Below are 20,963 nucleotides of genomic sequence, written 5' to 3'. Positions count from 1 at the left end.
CAGCTAGAGTAGCTATTGTATTTCAGTACCAAGTGAGGTGTGCCATGAGCAGCATAAAAATGCGTGGAACTACGATCTGCTGTATCCGAAAAAATGGTGAAGTAGCCATTGGTGGCGATGGCCAGGTAACCCTGGGCGATACCGTTGTAAAACATGGGGGACGCAAGGTTCGAACCATTCGCGACGGCGCTATCCTGACCGGCTTTGCCGGCTCCACCGCCGATGCCATGAACCTATTTGAACGTTTCGAAGCCAAGCTGGATGAACATGCCGGCTCACTGATGCGTGCTGCGGTATCACTGGCCAAAGAGTGGCGCACTGATAAATACCTGCGTCAGCTTGAAGCGATGATGATTGTGGCAGATCGGGATAATACCCTGCTGATCTCCGGTAATGGCGATGTGCTGGAGCCGGATGACGGTGTCGCAGCTATCGGCTCAGGCGGTGCATATGCCAAGGCTGCTGCAACTGCGCTGGTCAATCACAGCAATCTTTCTGCAAAGGATGCCATGCGTGAGACAATGCTGATTGCCGCCAGTATCTGTATCTATACGAACACCAATATCACTATCGAATCTATCGACAAGGAAGTCTAATCATGAGCCATGCCATGACCCCACGTGAAATTATTTCCGAGCTCGACCGCTATATTGTCGGCCAGGACGATGCCAAACGTGCAGTTGCCATTGCACTGCGTAACCGCTGGCGCCGCCAGCAGGTCCCCTCCCCTATGCGCGAGGAGATTACGCCGAAGAACATCCTCATGATTGGTCCCACAGGCGTTGGAAAAACCGAAATTGCCCGTCGGCTGGCACGGCTCGCCAACGCCCCTTTCATCAAGGTTGAGGCAACCAAGTTCACTGAGGTGGGTTATGTCGGCCGGGATGTCGAAACCATCATTCGCGATCTGGTTGATACCTCTATCAAGATAGTACGCGAAGAACACCTGGTGCGGGTACAGACCAAGGCTGAAAAAATGGCCGAAGATCGCCTGCTTGATATCCTGATTCCACACCCCGTCGCACCTCAAGGCCCGCACAGCAGCGAACCAAACAACGCAAGCAGTGAATCCCGTGAAAAGATGCGCCACAAGCTGCGTCTTGGCGAATTGGACAAACGACAAGTTGAGATCGATGTGGAGTCGCAACAGGAAGCGCCGATGATGCAGCTCTTCTCAGGACAGGGCACCGAGGCCATGGACCTCAAAGAGATGCTCGGCGGCATGATGGGCGGCCAGAAAAAAAGCAAACGCATGAATGTGGCCGATGCACTGAAGGTAATTCAACAGCAGGAAGCTGACCGTCTGCTTGATATGGAGACCATCAAGGAGGAGGCGATCACCCGTGCCGAAAATGACGGCATCGTGTTTCTCGACGAGATGGACAAGATCACCCAGCGCAGCGGTACTGCATCAGGTGGTGAAGTCTCCCGCGAAGGGGTGCAGCGCGACCTGTTGCCACTAGTTGAGGGAACCACGGTCAATACCCGCTACGGCCATATTAGTACCGATCATATCCTCTTCATCGCATCAGGTGCCTTTCATCTGGCCAAACCATCCGACCTGATCCCTGAGCTGCAGGGACGCTTCCCTATCCGTGTGAACCTCAGTGCGCTGGGTGAGGAGGAATTCCGCCGCATTCTGGTCGAGCCAGAAGCGTCGCTAACCCGCCAGTACGCCGCTCTTCTTCACTCCGAAAATGTCAGCATCCGCTTCGCTGACGATGGCATCTCCGAAATTGCCCGTATTGCTGTACAGGTGAATGATAAAACTGAAAATATCGGAGCCCGTCGCCTGCATACCCTACTGGAACGGGTGCTTGAGAATATCAGTTTCGAGGCATCGGATAGAAGTGGTGACACGATCGAAATCGATGCAGCCTATGTACTCAAAGAGGTAGGTGAAATCAGCGCTGACGAAGACCTCTCCCGCTATATTCTTTGATATCCTCCCCATGAATAAATTCAGAGGATTCCTTTCAGGCAAAAGCCAAAAGGCGAGGCTACATCGCTGCAACCACAGGTTTCTGCTTCATTGGAGTCGGCAACCCGGCCTCTCCACAGACGAAGGCGGCATATCCTGCCGCTAAAATATTATATGCTGCGTTCGGTCTGCGTTGGCCGTATGGCCGCAGGACTGGCAGCAGAACTTGCTTTGAGAAACACGGTTTTCTTTGGCCGCATGGTTGCACTGACTACAACGCTAGCTGGTGTAGGCGGCTGACACATACTCAACAAAACCGCCTTTCCAGAGCTGTTTGTACTCCAGCATCGCCGCAAACATCGACCAGCCAGAATCCAGGATGGACTTGTTCAATCCTGACTTTGCTTTGACGTTTACGCCGTTTTCTCAATCGTTCCTTTCGCAGATTTCGACATTCGGGATGTGCCAAGCTTTTCCATGATAATCATAGCGTGGTTGTTGCTGATTTCAGTGGTGGCTTTGTGCAGCGCATCTTTACGAATGTTAGCGATCTTTGAGTGGATGGCTTGAACCTTCTCCTTCTGTTTGTGCCAGTTATTTGAAAGCTTTATTTTGCGGGCAAGCAGACGTTGCGCTCTGGCCAATCGCTTTTCATGCCTCCGGTAAGGCTTTTCACCCACATAATCCTTGCCGTCCGAGCAGGCAGCCATGATATGAACACCGCGATCGATGCCGACTGCAGTTGAAGATGCGTGGACCGGAGCAACTATTTCCTGCTCGCAAAGGATCGAGACGTACCAGTGTTTTCCATTCCGAGAAACCGTTGCTGATTTCATGGTACCAACCAGTTCCCGAGACATGCGAAACTTCATCCAGCCAAGTTTTGGAAGCTTGATTCGGTTGCCGGCCACATCAAATCCTTGCGGAAAGATGAATGAATCATGCTCGCCTTTCTTTTTTGAAACGAGGCATACGTTTGTTGGGTTGATTCTTGTCGAAACAATCACGCATAGCGCGATCCAGATGCTTCAGCGTTTGAATCAAAGACTGGCTCGGCGCTTCATTCAACCACAGCATTTCGTCCGATTTTTCCCACAGGTTGACCATGCTCCAGTTTAATTCATGGAACCACATGATCGGAAGTCTTTGCTCCAGCCGACTTTTGATTATACGCAGGGATTGGTTCCAGACCGCACGGTTATGTCCCGCGAAACGAATCATCTCAGATTGCTGCTCGGAGCTTGGCTCTAGCCTGAATTTATAGCCCTTGTGGATACGCATGGTGTAGGGGCGAACACCTAAATAAAGCCAATGCAATCGCTTATATCCCCATGGATGAACCCAGGGGCGTTACGCGATTCTTAGGTAAAAGATTATGGCTATTTGCATTCCAAGGTTAAAGGTGTGCGCTCGTACACCATGTCTAAAGGTGGCGTAATGCGGAGCTACCGGCACATGCTGCCGGCGAATAAAGGGAAGTCTGAGTGGCTTCGCAGTGGTCTGTTTCATGATTATGCGGCAGTAGCTAATGCGCTTGCTCCTGATCTTGATGCCCAGTGGTTGAGGTTCTTCTCATCGCAGGATAAAGGTGACAGGCCGATGCCACTGATGTCATCGGTTCATCCTGATCTCAAAGACCTGGTAACCACCACTGTGACCCAGCAAGCGTATGCGAACAGCGTCTACCCGGCTTCAGTATCCAAGGTTGGCAACGTGGTCAACGACATCAGGATCGAGATCAACGCCATCCGGGCTGGTGATAACCCACCGGATGCCGACCTGCTGAAGCAACTCTACTACATTAACAAGAGCCGCAAGTGGCTCAGCTCTGAAGGGTTGCCGGCAGAGCATGCCGCATGGCTCGAGGATCGGTTCTGGCACCACTGTCGCAGGAGATGCATTCCAGAATTTCGGGAAAATGTGATATGCCTAGACCAGCGCAACTGCAAGGTTCAACAGGCCGGCACATCGCGTGAGTTCGAGACATGGTTACGCGTTAGCCATCGCGGAAAGGGTGTATCCATGCCGGTTGAAACAAACTCGTATGCAGACCGGCACGATGGCAAAACCAAGGGGCTCTACCGTATCCGATTCAATCAACACAAGCACAGGCTGGAAGTCGACTTTATCAAGGCGATTAATTACGGCGATTCGGTCGATGCGTACACAAAAGCCTGTGATGCACTGGATAAAACCGTAGCACTCGATTTCGGGCTTCGGAATGTGTTTGTCTCAGATTCTGGTAACAGATACGGCGTCGATCTGATCGATTACATGGTCAAGCTCGACAAGCGCATTCAACACATTCAGACCCAATGCCAGAAGCGAAAGTTCAGGCTGTCTCGTTCGAAGCGGTATCGTGATATGATCCACCGGATGCGGACGACCATCGATCGGTCGATCAACGAAGCCTTGAACGCTGTGGTGAAAACAGAGCGCCCGTCCATGATCGTAGTGGAGCGATTGAATTTCATGCACCCCGATCTCAGTCGGCGTATGAACCGACTGATCCGCAACTGCGGCCGGGCAGCCGTTGAGCGCAAGCTCAACGCGCTGGAGCAGGAGTTCGGGATCGAACACATAGAGGTCAACGCGGCTTACTCAAGCCAGACATGTAGCCAGTGTGGTTACGTTGATCTGAAGAACCGGGGCACAAGGGACACGTTCAAGTGTCGCTGGTGCGCCCATACAGATTGTGCCGACACAAATGCGGCCTCCAACATTCTCACACGACGTTCGTGGCCGAAATGGTGGCTTTAAGCGCACAGAAAAGCCGTCATTGGAAGACTCGCCACCGAGTTCATTCAACGGCGCAACGGTGTCTTGGCTGGCACCGCCGAACAGGTCGAAGTGTTACGGTTAAACCCGTACTTCAGAAAGCACTTCGATGCTGAGGTAGACCCGCATTCGGGCGGGATTCAAACGCAGAGTCAAAACTGCGATTCAACCCTGAAATGCAAATAGCCAAGATTATAAAAGCTTGGCGATTGGGGCGAAGGATTTGCGATGTGCCGGAGAGGGGCCAAGCAAACTGAGTGCATCCATATGCACCTTGGTGCCATACCCTTTGTGTCTCGAGAAGTCGTAGCCGGGGAACCGGCTATCCAGCCGCTGCATCAAACGATCCCGAACCACCTTGGCGATAATCGAGGCCGCTGCAATCTCCTGAACCAGATCATCACCACCGACAATGGCCTCTGCAGGCACAGCCAAATCTGGTACGCGGTTACCGTCAACCAGCACCCTTGAGGGGACAACGGAGAGAGCGTCAACCGAACGGCGCATTGAGAGCATCGTTGCATGCAGGATATTAAGTTCATCGATCTCCTCGATCGAAGCCAGTGTCACTGAATAGGCCACTGCATGTTTGCGAATATGGTGATAAAGCTTCAATCGCTTCTTTTCGGCCACCCTCTTGGAGTCGCGATACTGTCCCAGATATGGATCATCCGGCGAAAGAATTACCGCCGCAGTAACCACTGGCCCTGCAAGCGGCCCGCGCCCTACTTCATCAACCCCAGCCAGCACTTTAGCCTCTCAATGTAGCGCCGAACTTCTGCTCCATACCTTCAATAATTGCCTTGGATGCAGCATCAGAATCCTGCTGAGTCAGCGTACGTGTCGGATCCTGCAGTGCAAAACGGACACCAACACTAATCATCCCCTCTGGAACGCCCTTGCCTTCGTAAAGGTCGAAGATGCGAGTATCGATGAGTAGCTTTCCACCTGATTTTCGAACCTGCTGCAGGATGGCATCTGAACCACTGTTGCGGACAAATGCTTTGCGATCCATCAGGAACACAAGGTCACGCTCCACGCCGGGAAACTCGGGCAGCGGCATAAACTTGGCCTGTTTACCGTCATGCAGAAGATCGAGGTTGATCTCGGCCACAAAGACCGGCGCATCAATATCGAATTGGCCAGCGATATCGCCATCCACCTTGCCTATACGGCCAGCTTCGTTGCGACCAATCAGAATCTTAGCACTCTGCCCTGCCTGCAAGCCCTGAATGGAGTCGTCAGCGATAAAGCGACCGGTGAGCCCACGGCCTGCAAGCCACGATTCCACCGCCCCCTTAAGGTCAAAGAAGTTGGCAATGCGCGCACTGCCGAACCACTGATCAGACTCCACCTCGCCAGTCATCAACCAAGTCAGCACATTGTATTCACTGTTGCCTTTGGGCGTACGCATGTAGATACGTCCCTGCTCAGCCAGTGCCACACCCGATTGCTGACGATTCAGGTTGTATTTGGCCGTATTCAAAAGCCCCGGCCAGCCACTACGTCGCATGACACTCATAGCATCGGAAATCGGGTTCTCCAGCTCGATATCTGCACCATCATCAGCCACAAACAGGCGCTGCTCTTCAGCTGAGATAAAGGCATAGGTCACCACCTGTAGGAAACCACCAGCTACCGCCTCGTGTATCGAACGGTCTTTTTTAACAGGCGCCGTTGTCGCCAGTGCAGGAAGGATCTCCGGAATAGCATCAAAGCCGATGACCCGGGCATACTCCTCTGACATATCTTCAGGGATTGAAACATCATGCCTGAACTGCGGCACCAACACTTCCAGCCTGTCGCTATTGCGCACAATGTTGAAACCCATGCGGCGCAGCACTTCATCAACAGATTCCGGGATATCCACACCCAGCCGCGATTCAAGCCTTGATACACTGCAGTGCACCTGTTTAGCCGAATTAATACTATCGGCACTACCCGCAACTGAGAGATCACTGGCCTTGCCACCGAAGAGTTCGACAATGATTCTGGTTGCCTGCTGCATCGCTGAGACCACCATCTGCGGATCAACGCCGCGCTCAAAGCGCATCGAAGCCTCGGAAACCATGGCATTGGACCGCCGCGTTTCACTGACCCGAGCAGGGCGGAAAAAAGCCGATTCCAGCATGATATTGATCGTTGATTCAGTCACACCCGTTGGTTCGGAACCCATAACACCGGCCAGTGCTACAACTCCTGTCGCATCAGCTACCACCAGATCACCGTCATGAAGTTTAAGTGAACGCCCATCGAGCGCCGCAAAGGCTTCACCTTTGTCTGCGGAGCGAACAGAAATCTGTCCGCTCAGCTTATCGGCATCAAAGGCATGCATCGGCTGACCAAAATAGAGCATCACATAATTAAGCACATCAACAATGCCGTTGATCGGACGCATGCCAGCCATAATCAGTCCCGCCTGCATCCATGCAGGTGACTCCTTGAGCTTGATCCCCTCGATGCGACGACCCAGATAGAGCGGGCAATCCACTTCATTCTCAACACTGATAGATGGTACAGAAACAGAAGCATCCAGTTGCGGTGTGAACCCGGGGATATCGGCAAGCTTAAGACCATAATCGGCAGCCAGATCACGGGCGATACCACGCGCATTCATACAGTCACCGCGGTTTGGGGTAATTGAAAGATCGAACACCGCCTCTTCAAGCCCCAGATATTCACCTACTTGAGCCCCGACTGGCGCATCCTTGGGTAGAATCAGCAGCCCTGCAGACTCATCAGCAAGACCCAACTCGACTTCTGAACAGCACATGCCAAAGCTGGTCTGGCCGCGAATCGCACCCTTCTTAATTGTCAGTCCATTTGGCAAAGTTGTACCAATCGTAGCCACAGGCACCTTGTCACCAGCATCCATGTTCGCTGCACCGCAGACAATATCGAGCGGAGCATCACCGGCCACATCTACTTTCAACAGGCTCAGCTTATCAGCATCGGGATGTGCTTCTTTGGAAAGAATATGGCCGACCAGCACGCCTTTAACAGCAGCACGTGGCTCTTCAACACCTTCAACCTCATGGCCAAGGCGTACCAGGTCATCAGCAATCTCGGCAGCTGACTTGGTCAGCGCCACATGCTCTTTCAACCAGGAAAATGGAATCTTCATCTTAGTTCGCTCCCATTCTGCGCAGGAATCGCACATCATTCTCGAAAAACAGCCTCAAATCCGGAATGCCCTTCTTGAGCATCACCAGTCGCTCCACGCCGAGGCCAAAGGCGAACCCGGAATATTCGTCGGAGTTAATCCCCACCGATTTCAGCACATGCGGATGAATCATGCCGCTACCAAGCACCTCGATCCAACCGCTGTTTTTGCAGATACGGCAACCCTTGCCTGAACAGAACACACAGCCGATATCCACTTCGGCAGAAGGTTCAGTGAACGGGAAATAGTGCGGACGCAGTCGAATTGAGACCTCTTTACCGAAATAGGTAGAGAGGAAGTGTTTTAGCACCCCTTTCAGGTGGCCCATGGATACATCGCGATCAACCATGAACACCTCAACCTGATGAAACATCGGCGAATGGGTTACATCGTAATCACAACGGTAAACGCGGCCCGGAGCCACCACCGCCAATGGCGGCTGACCACCCTCATCGACGAAACGCTTCATAGTACGGATCTGTACGGGTGAGGTATGGGTGCGAAGAAGCAGCGGCTGATCGCCTGCATCCTTGAGAAAGAAGGTATCATGCATGGCGCGCGCAGGATGCTCTGGAGGAATATTCAAAGCATCAAAGTTGTGAAACTCATCCTCAACCTCAGGCCCCTCTGCAATCTGGAATCCCATCTGCGAGAAGATTTCGGCCATCTCATCAAGTCCCTGCTGGACCGGATGCAGCGCACCACGGCCAGAGCCACAGCCAGGCAACGTCACATCAATGCGCTCGGCTTCAATACGAGCCACTTTGGCATTCAACGCCAATTCTGCCTCGCAGCTATCCAGTGCCTCAGCCAGCGCTGACTTTGTTTTATTCACATGCTGACCGATCACCGGGCGCTCTTCGGGTGGCAGTTTGCCCACGCCCTTGAGCACTTCTGTCAAAGCACCTTTTTTACCCAGATATTGAACACGTAGTTGCTGCAGATCACTCACACTCTCAGCAGCAGAAAACGAATTCAGCGCTTCTGATTGCAGTGATTCAAGTTGAGCTTTCAACGCATCAATTTCGCTCATGATCCCTTACCCCTTTTTACACCACGAAAAGCAGCGGCACTCTCACGCCGTGCGGCAGTTGCCCTTTCTACTTCAGAGCATCTTCACTGACTTCGCCATTCACTTTATACCGTCGTGTCTTGTGGTTTAAACCCTAAACCGTATCAAAAAAAATGGCAGAGCCTCAACAGCTCTGCCATTCCATTATTCATATTCCGGACGAATCCGGAAAATATTTTTACTGGATCTGCGCGCGAGCTGTTTCTGCCAGCTTCGCAAAACCTTCAGCATCACGTACTGCGATGTCAGCCAGAACCTTACGATCCAGCTCGATACCAGCCAGTGACAGACCATGCATGAAACCTGAGTAGTTCAGGCCATTCTGCTTGGCAGCCGCATTGATGCGGACGATCCACAGGCTGCGGAACTCACGTTTCTTAACCTTACGGTCGCGATAGGCATACTGACGTGCCTTATCAACAGCCTGGGTAGCTACGCGGAAACAGCTCTTGCGGCGACCGCGGTAACCTTTAGCTGCTTTGATGACGCTCTTATGGCGGGCGTGGGCCTGTACTCCGGATTTAACGCGAGGCATATCTCTCTCCTAACCTAAAACTACTTAACCGCGACCTGGAACCAAACGTTCCAGCGCTTTTGAATCTGCTCCTGACACAAGCTCAGTACCGCGCATATTGCGCTTACGCTTTGGTGACTTCTTGGTCAGAATGTGACTTGAAAAAGCCTTGTTACGCTTCCATTTACCGCTTCCGGTTTTGGTGAAACGTTTGGCAGCGCCACTATTTGATTTCATCTTAGGCATGATTCTATCTTCCTTCTCTTATAACATAAAAAAGCCCCGCCGGGGCTTTCGTACACCACGGAGAGTAACTCTTCTTTATTTAGTCTTGTTAGGTGCGATGATCATAATCATCTGCCGCCCTTCCATGTTCGGCATCTTTTCAGGTTTACCAAACTCTTCCACCTGTCCAGCTACATACTTCATCTGATCGAGACCGCGGCTGGTATGAGCCATTTCACGACCACGAAAACGTAAACTTACCTTAACCTTGTTGCCCTGAGACAGGAACTTCTTCGCTGCCTTCATCTTCACTTCCATGTCATGCGCGTCGGTGTTGGCACCCACCTTCACTTCCTTAATCTGCATCACATGCTGACGCTTCTTGGCAAGGTTGGCTTTCTTGCTCTGCTCGTACTTGTATTTGCCGTAATCCATGATCTTGCAGACCGGCGGATTACTTTTAGCTGCCATCAGCACAAGATCTAAACCCTTTGCTGAAGCTCTGGCTACGGCTTCGTTGAGTGATAACACACCCAGCTGTTCACCTGTTGTATCGTCAACCACTCGAACCTCTCTGGCTTCGATATTCAGGTTGATTGGCAATTCTTTTTTAATACAAGTCTCCTTGAAACTCAAAAAACGTCATACTTCCCCACACTCTACTCGTGATCGGCATGCATCTGATGCATTTTAGCGATCCACTCATCGACACTGAAAGTGCCAAGATTAGCGCCGCTACGGTCACGTACACTTATGGTTCCCTCATCACGCTCCCGATCTCCGGCAACAATAATGAACGGTACCCGCTCCAAAGTGTGGGCGCGCACTTTATAGCCGACCTTTTCGTTTCGCAAGTCCATATCTACACGAAATCCTGCATTGGCCATTTTTTTTGTCACTTCAGACACATATTCTGCCTGTGAATCGGTGATATTACAGACCATCGCCTGCACCGGCGCCAGCCAGAATGGAAATTTACCTTCGTGGTGTTCAATCAGAATTCCGATGAATCGCTCCATCGAACCGAGAATGGCACGATGCAGCATCACAGGAGTCTGACGTGATGAGTCCTCATCTATATATTCGGCATCCAGGCGCCCAGGCATGGAGAAGTCGACCTGAATCGTTCCGCACTGCCATACACGGCCAAGGCAATCTTTCAGCGAAAACTCGATCTTAGGTCCGTAAAAAGCACCCTCACCCTTATTCTCACCGTACTCGATACCCTTGGACTGCAGCGCCTGATGTAGCGAGGACTCCGCCTTATCCCACTGCTCATCTGTGCCCACACGCTTCTCAGGACGGTCAGAGAGGAAGATGATCACCTCCTCAAAGCCGAAACTCTTGTAAACCTTGTAGGTCAGGTCGATGAAGTTACATACCTCATCCTGAATCTGTCCCTCGGTACAGAAGATGTGTGCATCATCCTGTACAAAGTTACGCAGACGCATCAACCCATGCAGTGTACCGGATGGCTCATTACGGTGGCAGGAGCCGAACTCAGCCAGACGTAATGGCAGGTCACGGTAGGAGTGCAGATTCTGGTTAAACACCTGAATATGGCACGGGCAGTTCATCGGCTTGATGGCATATTCGCGGTTATCGGTGCTGGTGGTAAACATATCATCACGGAACTTGTCCCAGTGACCGGACTTCTCCCACAACTTGCGATCCACAACCTGCGGTGTCTTAATCTCCAAGTAACCGTTGTCGCGCATTACGCCACGAATTTCATTCTCAACAACCTGCCAGATGGTCCACCCTTTCGGATGCCAGAAGACCATGCCCGGTGCCTCCTCCTGCAGATGGAACAGGTTCAGAGCCTTGGCAATCTTGCGATGGTCGCGCTTCTCCGCCTCTTCCAGGCGAACCAGGTAATCTTTCAGGTCTCCCTTGGAAGCCCATGCCGTACCGTAGATGCGGTGCAACTGCTCATTGTCAGAGTTGCCCTCCCAGTAAGCGCCTGAGACCTTCATCAGCTTGAAATGTTTGAGGATGCCGGTATTCGGCACATGCGGACCACGGCAGAGGTCAGACCACTCACCCTGCTTATAGAGGCTAACAGTCTCTCCAGCCGGAATGCGGCCGATCAGCTTGGCCTTATAGGTTTCCCCGATACTCTCGAAATGGGCAATCGCATCATCACGATCCCACTCTTCACGGCTGATTTCCATTTTCTGGTTGGAGAGTTGACGCATCTTCTCTTCGATCTTTTTCAGATCCTCAGGGGTAAAGGCGCGCTCATAGGCAAAATCATAGTAGAAGCCATCCTCGATCACCGGACCGATGGTCACCTGTGCTCCGGGGAACACCTCCTGCACGGCCATGGCCATCAGGTGGGACATCGAGTGGCGGATAATCTCCAGTCCCTCGTCGGACTTCTCAGTAATCAGGGAGACCGTATCGCCATCGCTTAAAACGTGGGAAACATCCACCGCTTTACCGTTCACGGTTGCTGCAATCGTTGCACGCGCTAGACCTGCACCGATATCGGCAGCGAGATCATAAGCGGTTGCGCCCTCATTCAGGGTGCGAGATGAACCGTCAGGTAGTTGAATATTCATGGCGATGGTGTTCCTCCAATCTTCAGGAGACTAGCTAACGCCTCCAATGAGCGCTGCATCCTATCGCCAAGACTCTAATAAAAAAGGGTCAGACTGAAATCAGTCCGACCCTTTTAAATCTATCATTATATAAATGGTAGGCTCGGGCGGTTTCGAACCGCCGACCCCCACCATGTCAAGGTGGTGCTCTACCCCTGAGCTACGAGCCTGTACTGGGTATCCCTCTAACAAGGGCGGCGAAGAGTATTGATGCCTCTCCCCTCGGTCAAGCCGGCAACAACACAACCCACTTCACTCAATCAAATTAGACGCTGTGACTTCATTCTGGACCCCCTTGCTGCCTGAGACAGTTTCGAGGGGATAACACTCAACCATCCCAAGGCTCAACATCATAATCATGTTGAAGTATCCACGGTTCATACGCCTCCGGGTCGCCTCCCTGGCCGAATACCCGATTCAGTTTGCGGTCCAAAACAGATTGGTGGATCACAGGTTTTATGATTTCGCCATTTATTCCAAAATCACGCTGCTTCTTGCGGAAAAGTGATGCCATTCCGGCTCGTGAATTATGAGCCCAATCCGTTGAATCCGGTTTGATCACCACTTTATGTTTGGGATAAATTAACAGCCCTTGCGCTGTAGCCTTCTTAACCATCCATTCCAGAGTGATTCCTGAAAGGCCATCGTGTTCGTAACCGCCACCAACATCTGTATGAACACCCGGAAACCACACCTGTTCGATTTTCTGATGTCCTTTCAGCGCCCTTTCGTCCCAGAAGGTTGGATGAAAAGTAAGACGCTCATCATCAATGGAGAGGGCATGACAACCATATTTAACATTATCGCTTAATGCCGTATTGTGAAATGAGTGCCCCAAGCCAGGAATCCAGTCAACAGCCATATCAACAGCCTTGATTGGAACACCAAGTGCCCCAACAGTATCCCACACCCCGATAAATTCTATTTCACAGTACTGATTGTGATGTTTAGACAGAAACTTCTCGGCCTTCTTTTTCTGCTCTTCACACTCTTTGGTTTTGTAGATTTTATAGGCTTCTTCGATTAATTCAGGCCTTGATTTGGGCAGTATCCCAAAAAGATTGATAAACCCGGACAGGCTTCGAACAGTATAGGCCCCCCGACTGAAACCAAACAGGTAGATCCTGTCCCCGGCTTGGTAATGATCAAAAATAAACTCATAGCACTCCATGATGTTTTTAGAGATCCCCAAACCAGCACCACTTCCAGTGACTTTTCTCCAACCCGTCCCCAGTCCACGGTCATAAAAGGCTACTTGATTAGGTGTCCGGTCCTCGACCATATTGAATAGACGATAAACATTGGTGTTATTGCCTTTTCCACCTTCCTGTCCTGTTCCATCAGAAAACACAACGATATTCTTCGGCATAATTTACCCCCCCTGCTTCTGACACTGAGATTGATCAAGGAGCGCCTGAGGCCGGCCTTGAAAATGGAACCATTAATATCATGTCGCTACTTCCTTCTTCCCTGAACAATTGGATTATAGCAGAGAATTTGAGTCTTGAAGCCGGAGGACTCTTTCTCATTGTTGAATAACAATCAGGGTTCTGATCAATGCGTTCAGACTCGATTGATCCTGCATCCCCTTAACACACAGCTGAAACTTCGTAGCTTCGATCTTTTCCGGCGATGGTGATTTCGAAACCATCCCCTTCAGCCTTGCCAATCAGGGCACGGCCAAGCGGGGATCTGGGGGTAATAACTGTGATAATCAATTCACCATATTGGATCTTTAAGCCACCAGCTTCGGGGGCAAGCCAGAGCAACTGACACTCCCCCTCTACATTATTGAGGAGCACCAGTGAAGAGAGGCTAATCACGGGGGAGGAGGGTTCGACAAGCGTTAATCGCTTGAAATATTCGAGCGAGCGCTCGACCTCCAGCAGGCGGGTGCCCTGCCCCTGCGCCAGATATGAGGCTTCCAAGCCCATCGTTTCATACTTGCTTGAACCCAGACAATCCGAATGGGTCGCAGTATCACGCGCAATCGCGACCGCCTGCTCTAGTGTGGCGAGGTCGGCGCGAAGTTGTTCTATCATTAATGCCAGGATTTCAGACTTATCAATTTTCATCGCGGCTCAGGCTGCATGTTTCATGTGCCGGGTCTACTTTTACCCTTTACGTTTTCTGGCGTGCACAGACCCTGTTCAGAGGGAAATCCCCATCATGAATGAAGCGGAGGTTTTATCATCGGATGACTCAACCGCTGAAGAGGAGCACCAGGCGACATATCCGTACATCTGAAGGTGTGACCTGCCATGTTTGAAGCCCAGGCGTATCTGCTCGCCCTGTCGCAAATAGCCATTGATGTTTAAACCAATACCCATGGATGAAACGTCGCGCACCTTCTCTACTATAAAATACTGACATGTCGCGGGGTGATACAGCTCCCCCTTCAACAAATCACGCGTTATAAGGCGTTTCTCTTTACGTTTTTCGGCCCCCAAAATCCCCTCCATGGCTCAAGAACCAATTTTTTGATTCTTGAAAAACTATTATAGAGCAAAAAAAGCAAACTGCATAAAAAGCCAAAAAGCTATATTCCCTGCCAGCTTTTACCTGAGGTATTCTCTTCTTTAATTCCGTTCTGAGGCTCCCCTGATCAGCAGAGGCTTTTACTGAGGATCTCGAAAACATCACCGGAAATCCCTTCGCTATTGGCAATACGCTGCAGCTCAGAACGCATCAATGTGCTGCGTTTTGGCTCTATCCGTTTCCAGTTCATCAATGCACGCAGCATGCGCGAGGCAACCTGAGGGTTCAAACTGTCCAGTGTGAGTACCTGATCGGCGATGAACGCATAGCCGCTGCCGTCTTCGGCATGAAAAGTCGCGGGATTACGCATGGCCAAGGTACCGATAAGTGCCCGCACCTTATTGGGATTACGCAGATCAAACTTCTCATGCCCCATCAGTGCCTTCACCCGCTCCAGCGTATCGGGAAGCGTTGACGCAGCCTGTACGGAAAACCACTTATCCATAACATTTGCATCGTGCCACCACTGTTTCTCAAAGGCTTCCAGTGCCTTCAACCTTTCATCACAATCGCAGTCAGCCAGTAGTGCCAGCGCGGCATACTGATCAGTCATGTTAGCTGCCTTCTCAAACTGCCTGTAAGCCAGTGTAACCGCTGCATTGTCCCTGAGAGAAACCATAAGGGAGAGACAAGCATTCTTGAGCTGACGCTGCTGCATGGCGGCATCATCCAGCCCTTCACCCTGTGACAGGCTGTGGTAACAAGCCTCAAGGTCATCGCGAAGTGCCTCAGCAATTTTACGGCGCAACTGCTCACGTAGCATATGAATACGAGCGGGGTCGGCCGGCAGCGCTGTTTTTGTTACAACGGACTCGGCAATATCAGCCTCCGACGGCAAGGCTAGGGCCTCCGCCTTCAGTGCGGCATCAAGTGAAGCATCCCTGAGCAGGTGACCGAAGGCTTCTCCGACAGCACCATCGGGTTCATTATTGTCGACAAGCATGGCGAGCAAGGTCTGCATGGCAAGCCGCTGTGCCGCCGCCCAGCGGTTAAAAGCATCGCTGTCAAAGCGCATCAGAAAAGCATCATCATCACGGGAATAGGGGTAATCGAGCTCAACGGGCGCTGAGAAGCCGCGCAACAGTGATGGCAGTGGCTTCTCCACCACATTGATAAAGGTAAACAACTGATTTTGCTCACTGACCAGCAGTGTTCGGCTTAACCCCTGCGGCTGGCTCTCACCCTCAAGCTGCAGCGGTGTCGATGAGCCGTCGGGCAGCAACAGCCCCAGCGTGAGAGGGATCGGAAGTGGCTTTTTCTCTGCTGATTCAGGCGTGGCAGGGCTGCATTGCGAACAGTGCAGCGTGCAGCGCTTCTCCTGTTCATTGTATTCCATGCGCACGCTAAGCTGGGGTGTGCCGGCCTGATCGTACCAGCGCTGCATTCCTGATAGGTCAACAGCGTTGGCATCGGCCATCGCTGCGAGAAAATCTTCGGTCCTCACCGCCTGCCCATCATGGCGCTGGAAATAGAGATCCATGCCGCGACGGAAGCCATCTACGCCAAGCAGGCTCTGGTAAAGACGCACCACCTCGGCTCCCTTCTCATACACAGTCACGGTGTAGAAATTGTTGATCTCCATATAAGAGGAGGGTCGGATCGGATGCGCCATCGGGCTGGCATCCTCAGCAAACTGATGGGTGCGTAGCAGGCGCACATCCTCGATGCGTTTTACAGCACGTGAGTGGGTATCGGCGGTAAACTCCTGATCACGGAATACCGTCAGCCCCTCCTTCAGGCTGAGCTGGAACCAGTCACGACAGGTCACCCGGTTGCCGGTCCAGTTGTGGAAGTACTCATGACCAATCACCGCTTCAATGGCGATATAATCGTCATCAGTAGCCGTTTCCGGACTGGCAAACACCAGTCGTGAGTTGAAGATGTTCAGCCCCTTGTTCTCCATCGCCCCCATATTGAAATCATCCACGGCAACGATCATGAACAGATCGAGGTCGTACTCCAGCCCAAAGCGCTGCTCATCCCATGCCATGGCACGTTTAAGGGAGCCCATGGCATGGCCGCAGTGATCGACATGATGAACCTCGGTATAGATGCGCAGCGTGACATCGCGACCTGAGCTTGTGTTATAGCTGTCCTCCACGCAGGCCAGGTCACCCGCTACCAGTGCAAACAGGTAACAGGGCTTGGCAAAAGGATCAGACCACTCGGCCCAGTGTTGACCATCGCCCAGCTCACCACTTCCAGTCGGGTTACCATTGGAGAGCAGCACCGGATTGCTCTGTTTCTCCGCCACGATACGGACATCGAATGGCGCCATCACATCGGGGCGATCCTGGTAATAGGTGATGCGGCGAAAACCCTGTGCCTCGCACTGGGTGCAGTAGTTGCCACCGGAACGGTACAACCCCTCCAGTGCTGTGTTGGCCTCGGGGTTGATGCGGGTGGTAACCTCCAGTTCAAACTCATCCGGAAGAGCTGCGATGCCAAGAGCAGCCTCATTTAGCCGATAATCCTCCTTCTCCAGCAGAAGGCCATCCAGCTTGATGCTGACCAGCTCCATACCATGGCCATCCAGCTCAAGATCACCCCCGGCTGCTGCCAGCGGATTGCGGCGGTATCGCGCCGTTGATACCACCTCCGTGCATGATGGGTGCAACGTAAATAGCAGCGACAGGTGATCAACCAGAAATTCAGGGGGCTGATAATCTTTCAGATATACGGTTTGCGGCTGTTTCATGAACACCATCCCAGAACTAAAGTCGGGACAACCTAATAACTCAGGCTGCAATCGAAACAGTTATTTATTCAACAGCGTCAGAATTTCCGGCATGGACTCAGGGAGATGATCGAAACGGTGCGAGCCACCTTCAAACGCGTGAACGTTTGCTTGCTCGCCGAAGCGCGCCAGGGCTTTGTTGTAATCGAGCAGTTCATCACCCCTGTCGAGCAACAGTAGTGTTGGCGCCTCAGACACCTGCATCGACTCACTCATGCGAATCAACTGATCGGCATCAGCCCGATCCACGGTGAAGCTCTCGCCGGTGGCATAGTTCTCATTCTGGCCCATGGCTGAGCCGATCAGATCCTGCATGTCAGCAAGCGGATTAATCAGCACTGCAGGCCAGTCATATCTGCCCGCATAAAATGCAGAGAAGAAACCACCAAGGGAGGTGCCTATCAGGCAGACCGGTTCATTTGCAAAACCGGCAAGGTAGTCATCGAGAAACAGGGCGGCGGCGCGTGGTTTGTTTGGAAGATCGGGCGAGATAAAGTCAATCCCGCTGCCGGCAAACTGTTGCCGCAGCCAGTCGCTTTTACTGCTGTTTCCTGAACTGGCAAAACCGTGCAGATAGATCACCTTCATGTCACCCTCCCGTTGGCTCAATATCAAGGATGGTACTCTTGATTGGCAAACGCCATGACGCAATCCCTTCGGCCCAGTTAGCGCAATGTGCGTTCGGATATGAAATAAAGGAAGCCGCCTGCCTGCCCATTGAACTTTTCAGGCAGGCGACTGTGGTCAGTATAGCAAAGATTTTCCCAAATGGGGTAAGCCACATCACGTTTTCCTGCAAACGTCCCCTGATCAGGTAAAAACCGGCCTGTTAATCTCATCAATGAATCGAGTGATCGAAAAAAAAGTGGGTTCCAGCTTAAATATTGGCGCTCCATAGTCTAAGATAGAAACATGGAACACACCTCCCTTGTCAGCGCGGTCGTCTGGAGCATCTTCAGCCTGCTACTTGTAGCACTCTTCATTCAGTTTCTGGCTCAGCGCATCAGGCTTCCCTTCACAATCCTGCTGGTACTGGTCGGCATCGGGCTGAATTCACTGCACGACCTCTATCCCGGCTTCGGGCTTTTCCAGGCGCTGAAGATTTCGCCCGATATCATCCTCTATATCTTTTTGCCCGCCCTGATATTTGAGTCCAGCTACAACCTTGATGCCCGGCGGCTGATTCACAATATCGGCCCGGTCATGACACTGGCTGTGCCGGGGCTACTGATCTCCACCTTTGTGATCGGCACCGTCCTCTGGTGGGCAACGGCCATGCCATTCACCATCGCACTGCTTCTTGGCGCTATACTCAGCGCCACCGATCCGGTTGCTGTTGTCTCTATCTTCCGCCAGATCGGTGCACCAGATCGACTTAATACACTGATCGAGGGAGAGAGCCTCTTCAACGACGCCACCTCGATCGTGGTGGCAGGCATCCTGGTCGGCATGGTGATTGAACAGAGTGGCGAGGTCTCAATCGGCAGCGGCATCGCCAGCTTCTTCATTCTTTTTCTCGGCGGCCTTGTAGTCGGTATCACCCTGGGTTACCTCACCGGTAAAATCATTGGCTGGATCGAGTCGGAATCCTTTATCGAGATCGGCCTGACCACGGCACTGGCCTACCTCTCATTCCTGCTGGCTGAAGAGATATTCCATGTCAGTGGTGTTATGGCCACGGTCGGTGCCGGCCTGACACTGGGCAGCTGGGGCCGCATCCGCATCTCCACATCGGTACGCATCTATCTGGAACACTTCTGGGAACTGCTCGCCTTTATCGCCAATGCACTGCTTTTCCTGCTGGTTGGCATGAAGGTGGATCTTAATGCGCTTTGGCAGACGCTCGATAAGCTTGCCTGGGTGGTATTTGCCATGCTGGTGGCACGCGCTATTGTCGTATTCTGCCTGATGCCACTGATCGGGCGTCTGCCCGGCTCCCGACCGATCAGCTTCCCTTACCAGTTCATTATGTTCTGGGGTGGCCTGCGCGGCGCGATTGCTCTGGCCATTGTGCTCAGTCTGCCCCACTTCGAATACTCTGAGCTCTTCGTCGCCATGGTGATGGGGGCCGTACTGTTCACCTTGCTGGTGCAGGGGCTCTCGATCGAATCGGTGATGAAAAAGTTCGGGCTCGATATCCCGCCGCTTGCCGACCGATTCGCCATTATCGAGCTCGATCTCGCATCCAAACGGCGAGCCATGAAACAGCTGCCAAGACTTAAGGGCAGCGGTTTTTTCTCCAGCCGTATCGCCCATAACCTGACCGTTGAGTGTGACCACGCCATCAGCAACGCTTTGAAAAAGATCGACCACCTGCGTGCCACGGAGATGGATCGGGGTAATGAGTTAAACCTGCTCTACCTGCGGGCACTGACCGAGGAGAAATCCTTTTACACCGAAATGTACAATCATGGCCACATCAGCGAGGGCGCTGCCCGCGAATTGTCTCTGGTGCTAAATATGCAGATCGATGCCCTGCGCTACAATGGCGCATTCGAACATGTGCACTCCCACCGCATCAAACGCGCACTGGAACAGTCATTTTTCCGCCTGACCACCGTGGCCTCATGGCTAATGCCGATTGCCGAGAGGATGCGCATGTCACGTATTATTCTCGATTATGAACAGATATGGGCCCACTTCCTCGGCAGCAGCCACGTCATTAAATCACTTGGAAAGCTGGCGAAAATGGATCTGATGAGTGAGGCAGAAGCTGAAGAGGTGATCAATAAGTACCGTTCCTGGCACGAGATCGCCACCCACCAGCTCTATCAGGTCAGCGAGCAGTATCCGGAGTTTGTTACCTCAATGCAGAACCGGATGGGCCAGCGCATGCTTCTACTGGCCGAACTCGAAACCACGGAGGAAAAAGCCGAACAGGGCGTCCTTCCCGAGGGTGTCGCCAAAAACATCGAAGCGGCACTTGCCAAACGACTGAGTGCGCTGCGCGGCCAGGAGATGGAACCAATCCACGACGACCCGCTCAGCATGATTCGACGCGTACCTCTCTTCTCCGAACTGGACAGTCGTGAACTTGGGCTGCTCTCAGAGCTAGTCCAGAGGAAAAGCCTGCTAGAGCATGAATTCATTGTGCAGAAAGGGGTACTGAGCGAAATACTCATCATTATCGTGCGTGGCGTTCTACGCATCACCTTCGATACGAACGGCAAAACCCATGAAGGCACCCTGGTGGCCGGCGAATTCTTCGGTGAAAAAGCGCTGATGGGCCACAGCTCTGAGATGGACAGCTCATCAACAGTCGGGGTGGAGGCCGTCATCCCGTGCATTGTCCACATTATCAGCCGTGAAAGCCTGCAAGAACTCCTGGAAGAGGAGCCCGCACTTGCGGATAAACTGGCTGCGCGGGACAGGGAACTGCGCGAAAGCAGCACGCTGACGCAATAGAAGGACA

General features: G+C 52.3%; 16 protein-coding genes, 1 tRNA gene and 1 pseudogene. 4 read left to right on the top strand and 14 right to left on the bottom strand.

The window, feature by feature from the left end; genetic code table 11:
- Window positions 1-44: 44 nt before the first annotated feature.
- Together hslV and hslU are read left to right on the top strand one after the other, a co-directional pair.
- Window positions 45-596 carry an ATP-dependent protease subunit HslV gene (gene hslV / locus Ga0123461_RS03000; protein WP_157819202.1) on the top strand — a complete coding sequence of 184 codons (552 nt, stop codon included), beginning with the start codon at window positions 45-47 and terminating at the stop codon, window positions 594-596.
- A 2-nt stretch (window positions 597-598) separates the two neighbouring features.
- Window positions 599-1,942 carry an ATP-dependent protease ATPase subunit HslU gene (gene hslU / locus Ga0123461_RS02995; protein WP_232710319.1) on the top strand — a complete coding sequence of 448 codons (1,344 nt, stop codon included), beginning with the start codon at window positions 599-601 and terminating at the stop codon, window positions 1,940-1,942.
- Window positions 1,943-2,000: 58 nt separating this feature from the next.
- On the opposite strand, the pseudogene Ga0123461_RS12760 reads toward hslU, so the two are convergent.
- A pseudogene (locus tag Ga0123461_RS12760) lies at window positions 2,001-3,202 on the bottom strand (RNA-guided endonuclease InsQ/TnpB family protein).
- Window positions 3,203-3,340: 138 nt separating this feature from the next.
- Here Ga0123461_RS12760 and Ga0123461_RS02975 point away from each other — a divergent pair.
- On the top strand, window positions 3,341-4,681 hold the full coding sequence (locus Ga0123461_RS02975) for a zinc ribbon domain-containing protein (RefSeq protein WP_100276979.1): 1,341 nt from the start codon (window positions 3,341-3,343) through the stop codon (window positions 4,679-4,681).
- 210 nt (window positions 4,682-4,891) lie between these two features.
- Here the strand turns inward: Ga0123461_RS02975 and rnhB are convergent, their stop codons facing one another.
- The 13 genes from rnhB to Ga0123461_RS02910 all read right to left on the bottom strand — a co-directional run bounded on the left by rnhB (window position 4,892) and on the right by Ga0123461_RS02910 (window position 18,139).
- Window positions 4,892-5,449 carry a ribonuclease HII gene (gene rnhB, locus Ga0123461_RS02970; protein ID WP_100276978.1) on the bottom strand — a complete coding sequence of 186 codons (558 nt, stop codon included), beginning with the start codon at window positions 5,447-5,449 and terminating at the stop codon, window positions 4,892-4,894.
- Window position 5,450: 1 nt separating this feature from the next.
- A complete protein-coding gene (pheT, locus tag Ga0123461_RS02965; RefSeq protein WP_100276977.1) occupies window positions 5,451-7,823 on the bottom strand; it encodes a phenylalanine--tRNA ligase subunit beta in 2,373 nt (790 codons plus the stop codon).
- Between the two features lies 1 nt (window position 7,824).
- Window positions 7,825-8,895 carry a phenylalanine--tRNA ligase subunit alpha gene (pheS, locus tag Ga0123461_RS02960; RefSeq protein WP_100276976.1) on the bottom strand — a complete coding sequence of 357 codons (1,071 nt, stop codon included), beginning with the start codon at window positions 8,893-8,895 and terminating at the stop codon, window positions 7,825-7,827.
- 217 nt (window positions 8,896-9,112) lie between these two features.
- On the bottom strand, window positions 9,113-9,469 hold the full coding sequence (rplT, locus tag Ga0123461_RS02955; RefSeq protein WP_100276975.1) for a 50S ribosomal protein L20: 357 nt from the start codon (window positions 9,467-9,469) through the stop codon (window positions 9,113-9,115).
- A 24-nt stretch (window positions 9,470-9,493) separates the two neighbouring features.
- Window positions 9,494-9,694: a 50S ribosomal protein L35 gene (gene rpmI, locus Ga0123461_RS02950; RefSeq protein ID WP_100276974.1), complete on the bottom strand. Its 201-nt coding sequence runs from the start codon at window positions 9,692-9,694 to the stop codon at window positions 9,494-9,496.
- A gap of 75 nt (window positions 9,695-9,769) precedes the next feature.
- Window positions 9,770-10,276, bottom strand: coding sequence for a translation initiation factor IF-3 (gene infC, locus Ga0123461_RS02945; protein ID WP_232710318.1), 507 nt, complete (start codon window positions 10,274-10,276; stop codon window positions 9,770-9,772).
- Window positions 10,277-10,332: 56 nt separating this feature from the next.
- The gene (gene thrS / locus Ga0123461_RS02940) at window positions 10,333-12,237 is read right to left on the bottom strand and encodes a threonine--tRNA ligase (protein ID WP_100276972.1); all 1,905 of its coding nucleotides are present in this window, start codon (window positions 12,235-12,237) and stop codon (window positions 10,333-10,335) included.
- Window positions 12,238-12,371: 134 nt separating this feature from the next.
- Window positions 12,372-12,446, bottom strand: a tRNA-Val gene (locus tag Ga0123461_RS02935).
- Window positions 12,447-12,604: 158 nt separating this feature from the next.
- Window positions 12,605-13,645: a DUF2235 domain-containing protein gene (locus Ga0123461_RS02930; protein WP_100276971.1), complete on the bottom strand. Its 1,041-nt coding sequence runs from the start codon at window positions 13,643-13,645 to the stop codon at window positions 12,605-12,607.
- A 220-nt stretch (window positions 13,646-13,865) separates the two neighbouring features.
- Window positions 13,866-14,351, bottom strand: a complete 486-nt coding sequence (locus Ga0123461_RS02925) for a GreA/GreB family elongation factor (RefSeq protein WP_100276970.1) — start codon at window positions 14,349-14,351, stop codon at window positions 13,866-13,868.
- Between the two features lie 75 nt (window positions 14,352-14,426).
- A complete protein-coding gene (locus Ga0123461_RS02920) occupies window positions 14,427-14,726 on the bottom strand; it encodes a hypothetical protein (RefSeq protein ID WP_100276969.1) in 300 nt (99 codons plus the stop codon).
- Between the two features lie 155 nt (window positions 14,727-14,881).
- Window positions 14,882-17,512 carry an aminopeptidase N gene (gene pepN, locus Ga0123461_RS02915; RefSeq protein WP_100276968.1) on the bottom strand — a complete coding sequence of 877 codons (2,631 nt, stop codon included), beginning with the start codon at window positions 17,510-17,512 and terminating at the stop codon, window positions 14,882-14,884.
- 60 nt (window positions 17,513-17,572) lie between these two features.
- Window positions 17,573-18,139 carry a YqiA/YcfP family alpha/beta fold hydrolase gene (locus Ga0123461_RS02910; protein ID WP_100276967.1) on the bottom strand — a complete coding sequence of 189 codons (567 nt, stop codon included), beginning with the start codon at window positions 18,137-18,139 and terminating at the stop codon, window positions 17,573-17,575.
- Between the two features lie 324 nt (window positions 18,140-18,463).
- On the opposite strand from Ga0123461_RS02910, the gene Ga0123461_RS02900 reads away from it, so the two are divergent.
- Window positions 18,464-20,956, top strand: coding sequence for a cation:proton antiporter (locus Ga0123461_RS02900; RefSeq protein WP_100276965.1), 2,493 nt, complete (start codon window positions 18,464-18,466; stop codon window positions 20,954-20,956).
- The last annotated feature ends 7 nt before the right edge of the window (window positions 20,957-20,963 follow it).

Origin of the sequence: Mariprofundus aestuarium (genome assembly GCF_002795805.1) — a bacterium.
GTDB classification, from domain to species: domain Bacteria; phylum Pseudomonadota; class Zetaproteobacteria; order Mariprofundales; family Mariprofundaceae; genus Mariprofundus; species Mariprofundus aestuarium.
The sequence above is the reverse complement of the archived record's forward strand: the minus strand, read 5'-3'. Positions and strand labels throughout refer to the sequence as shown.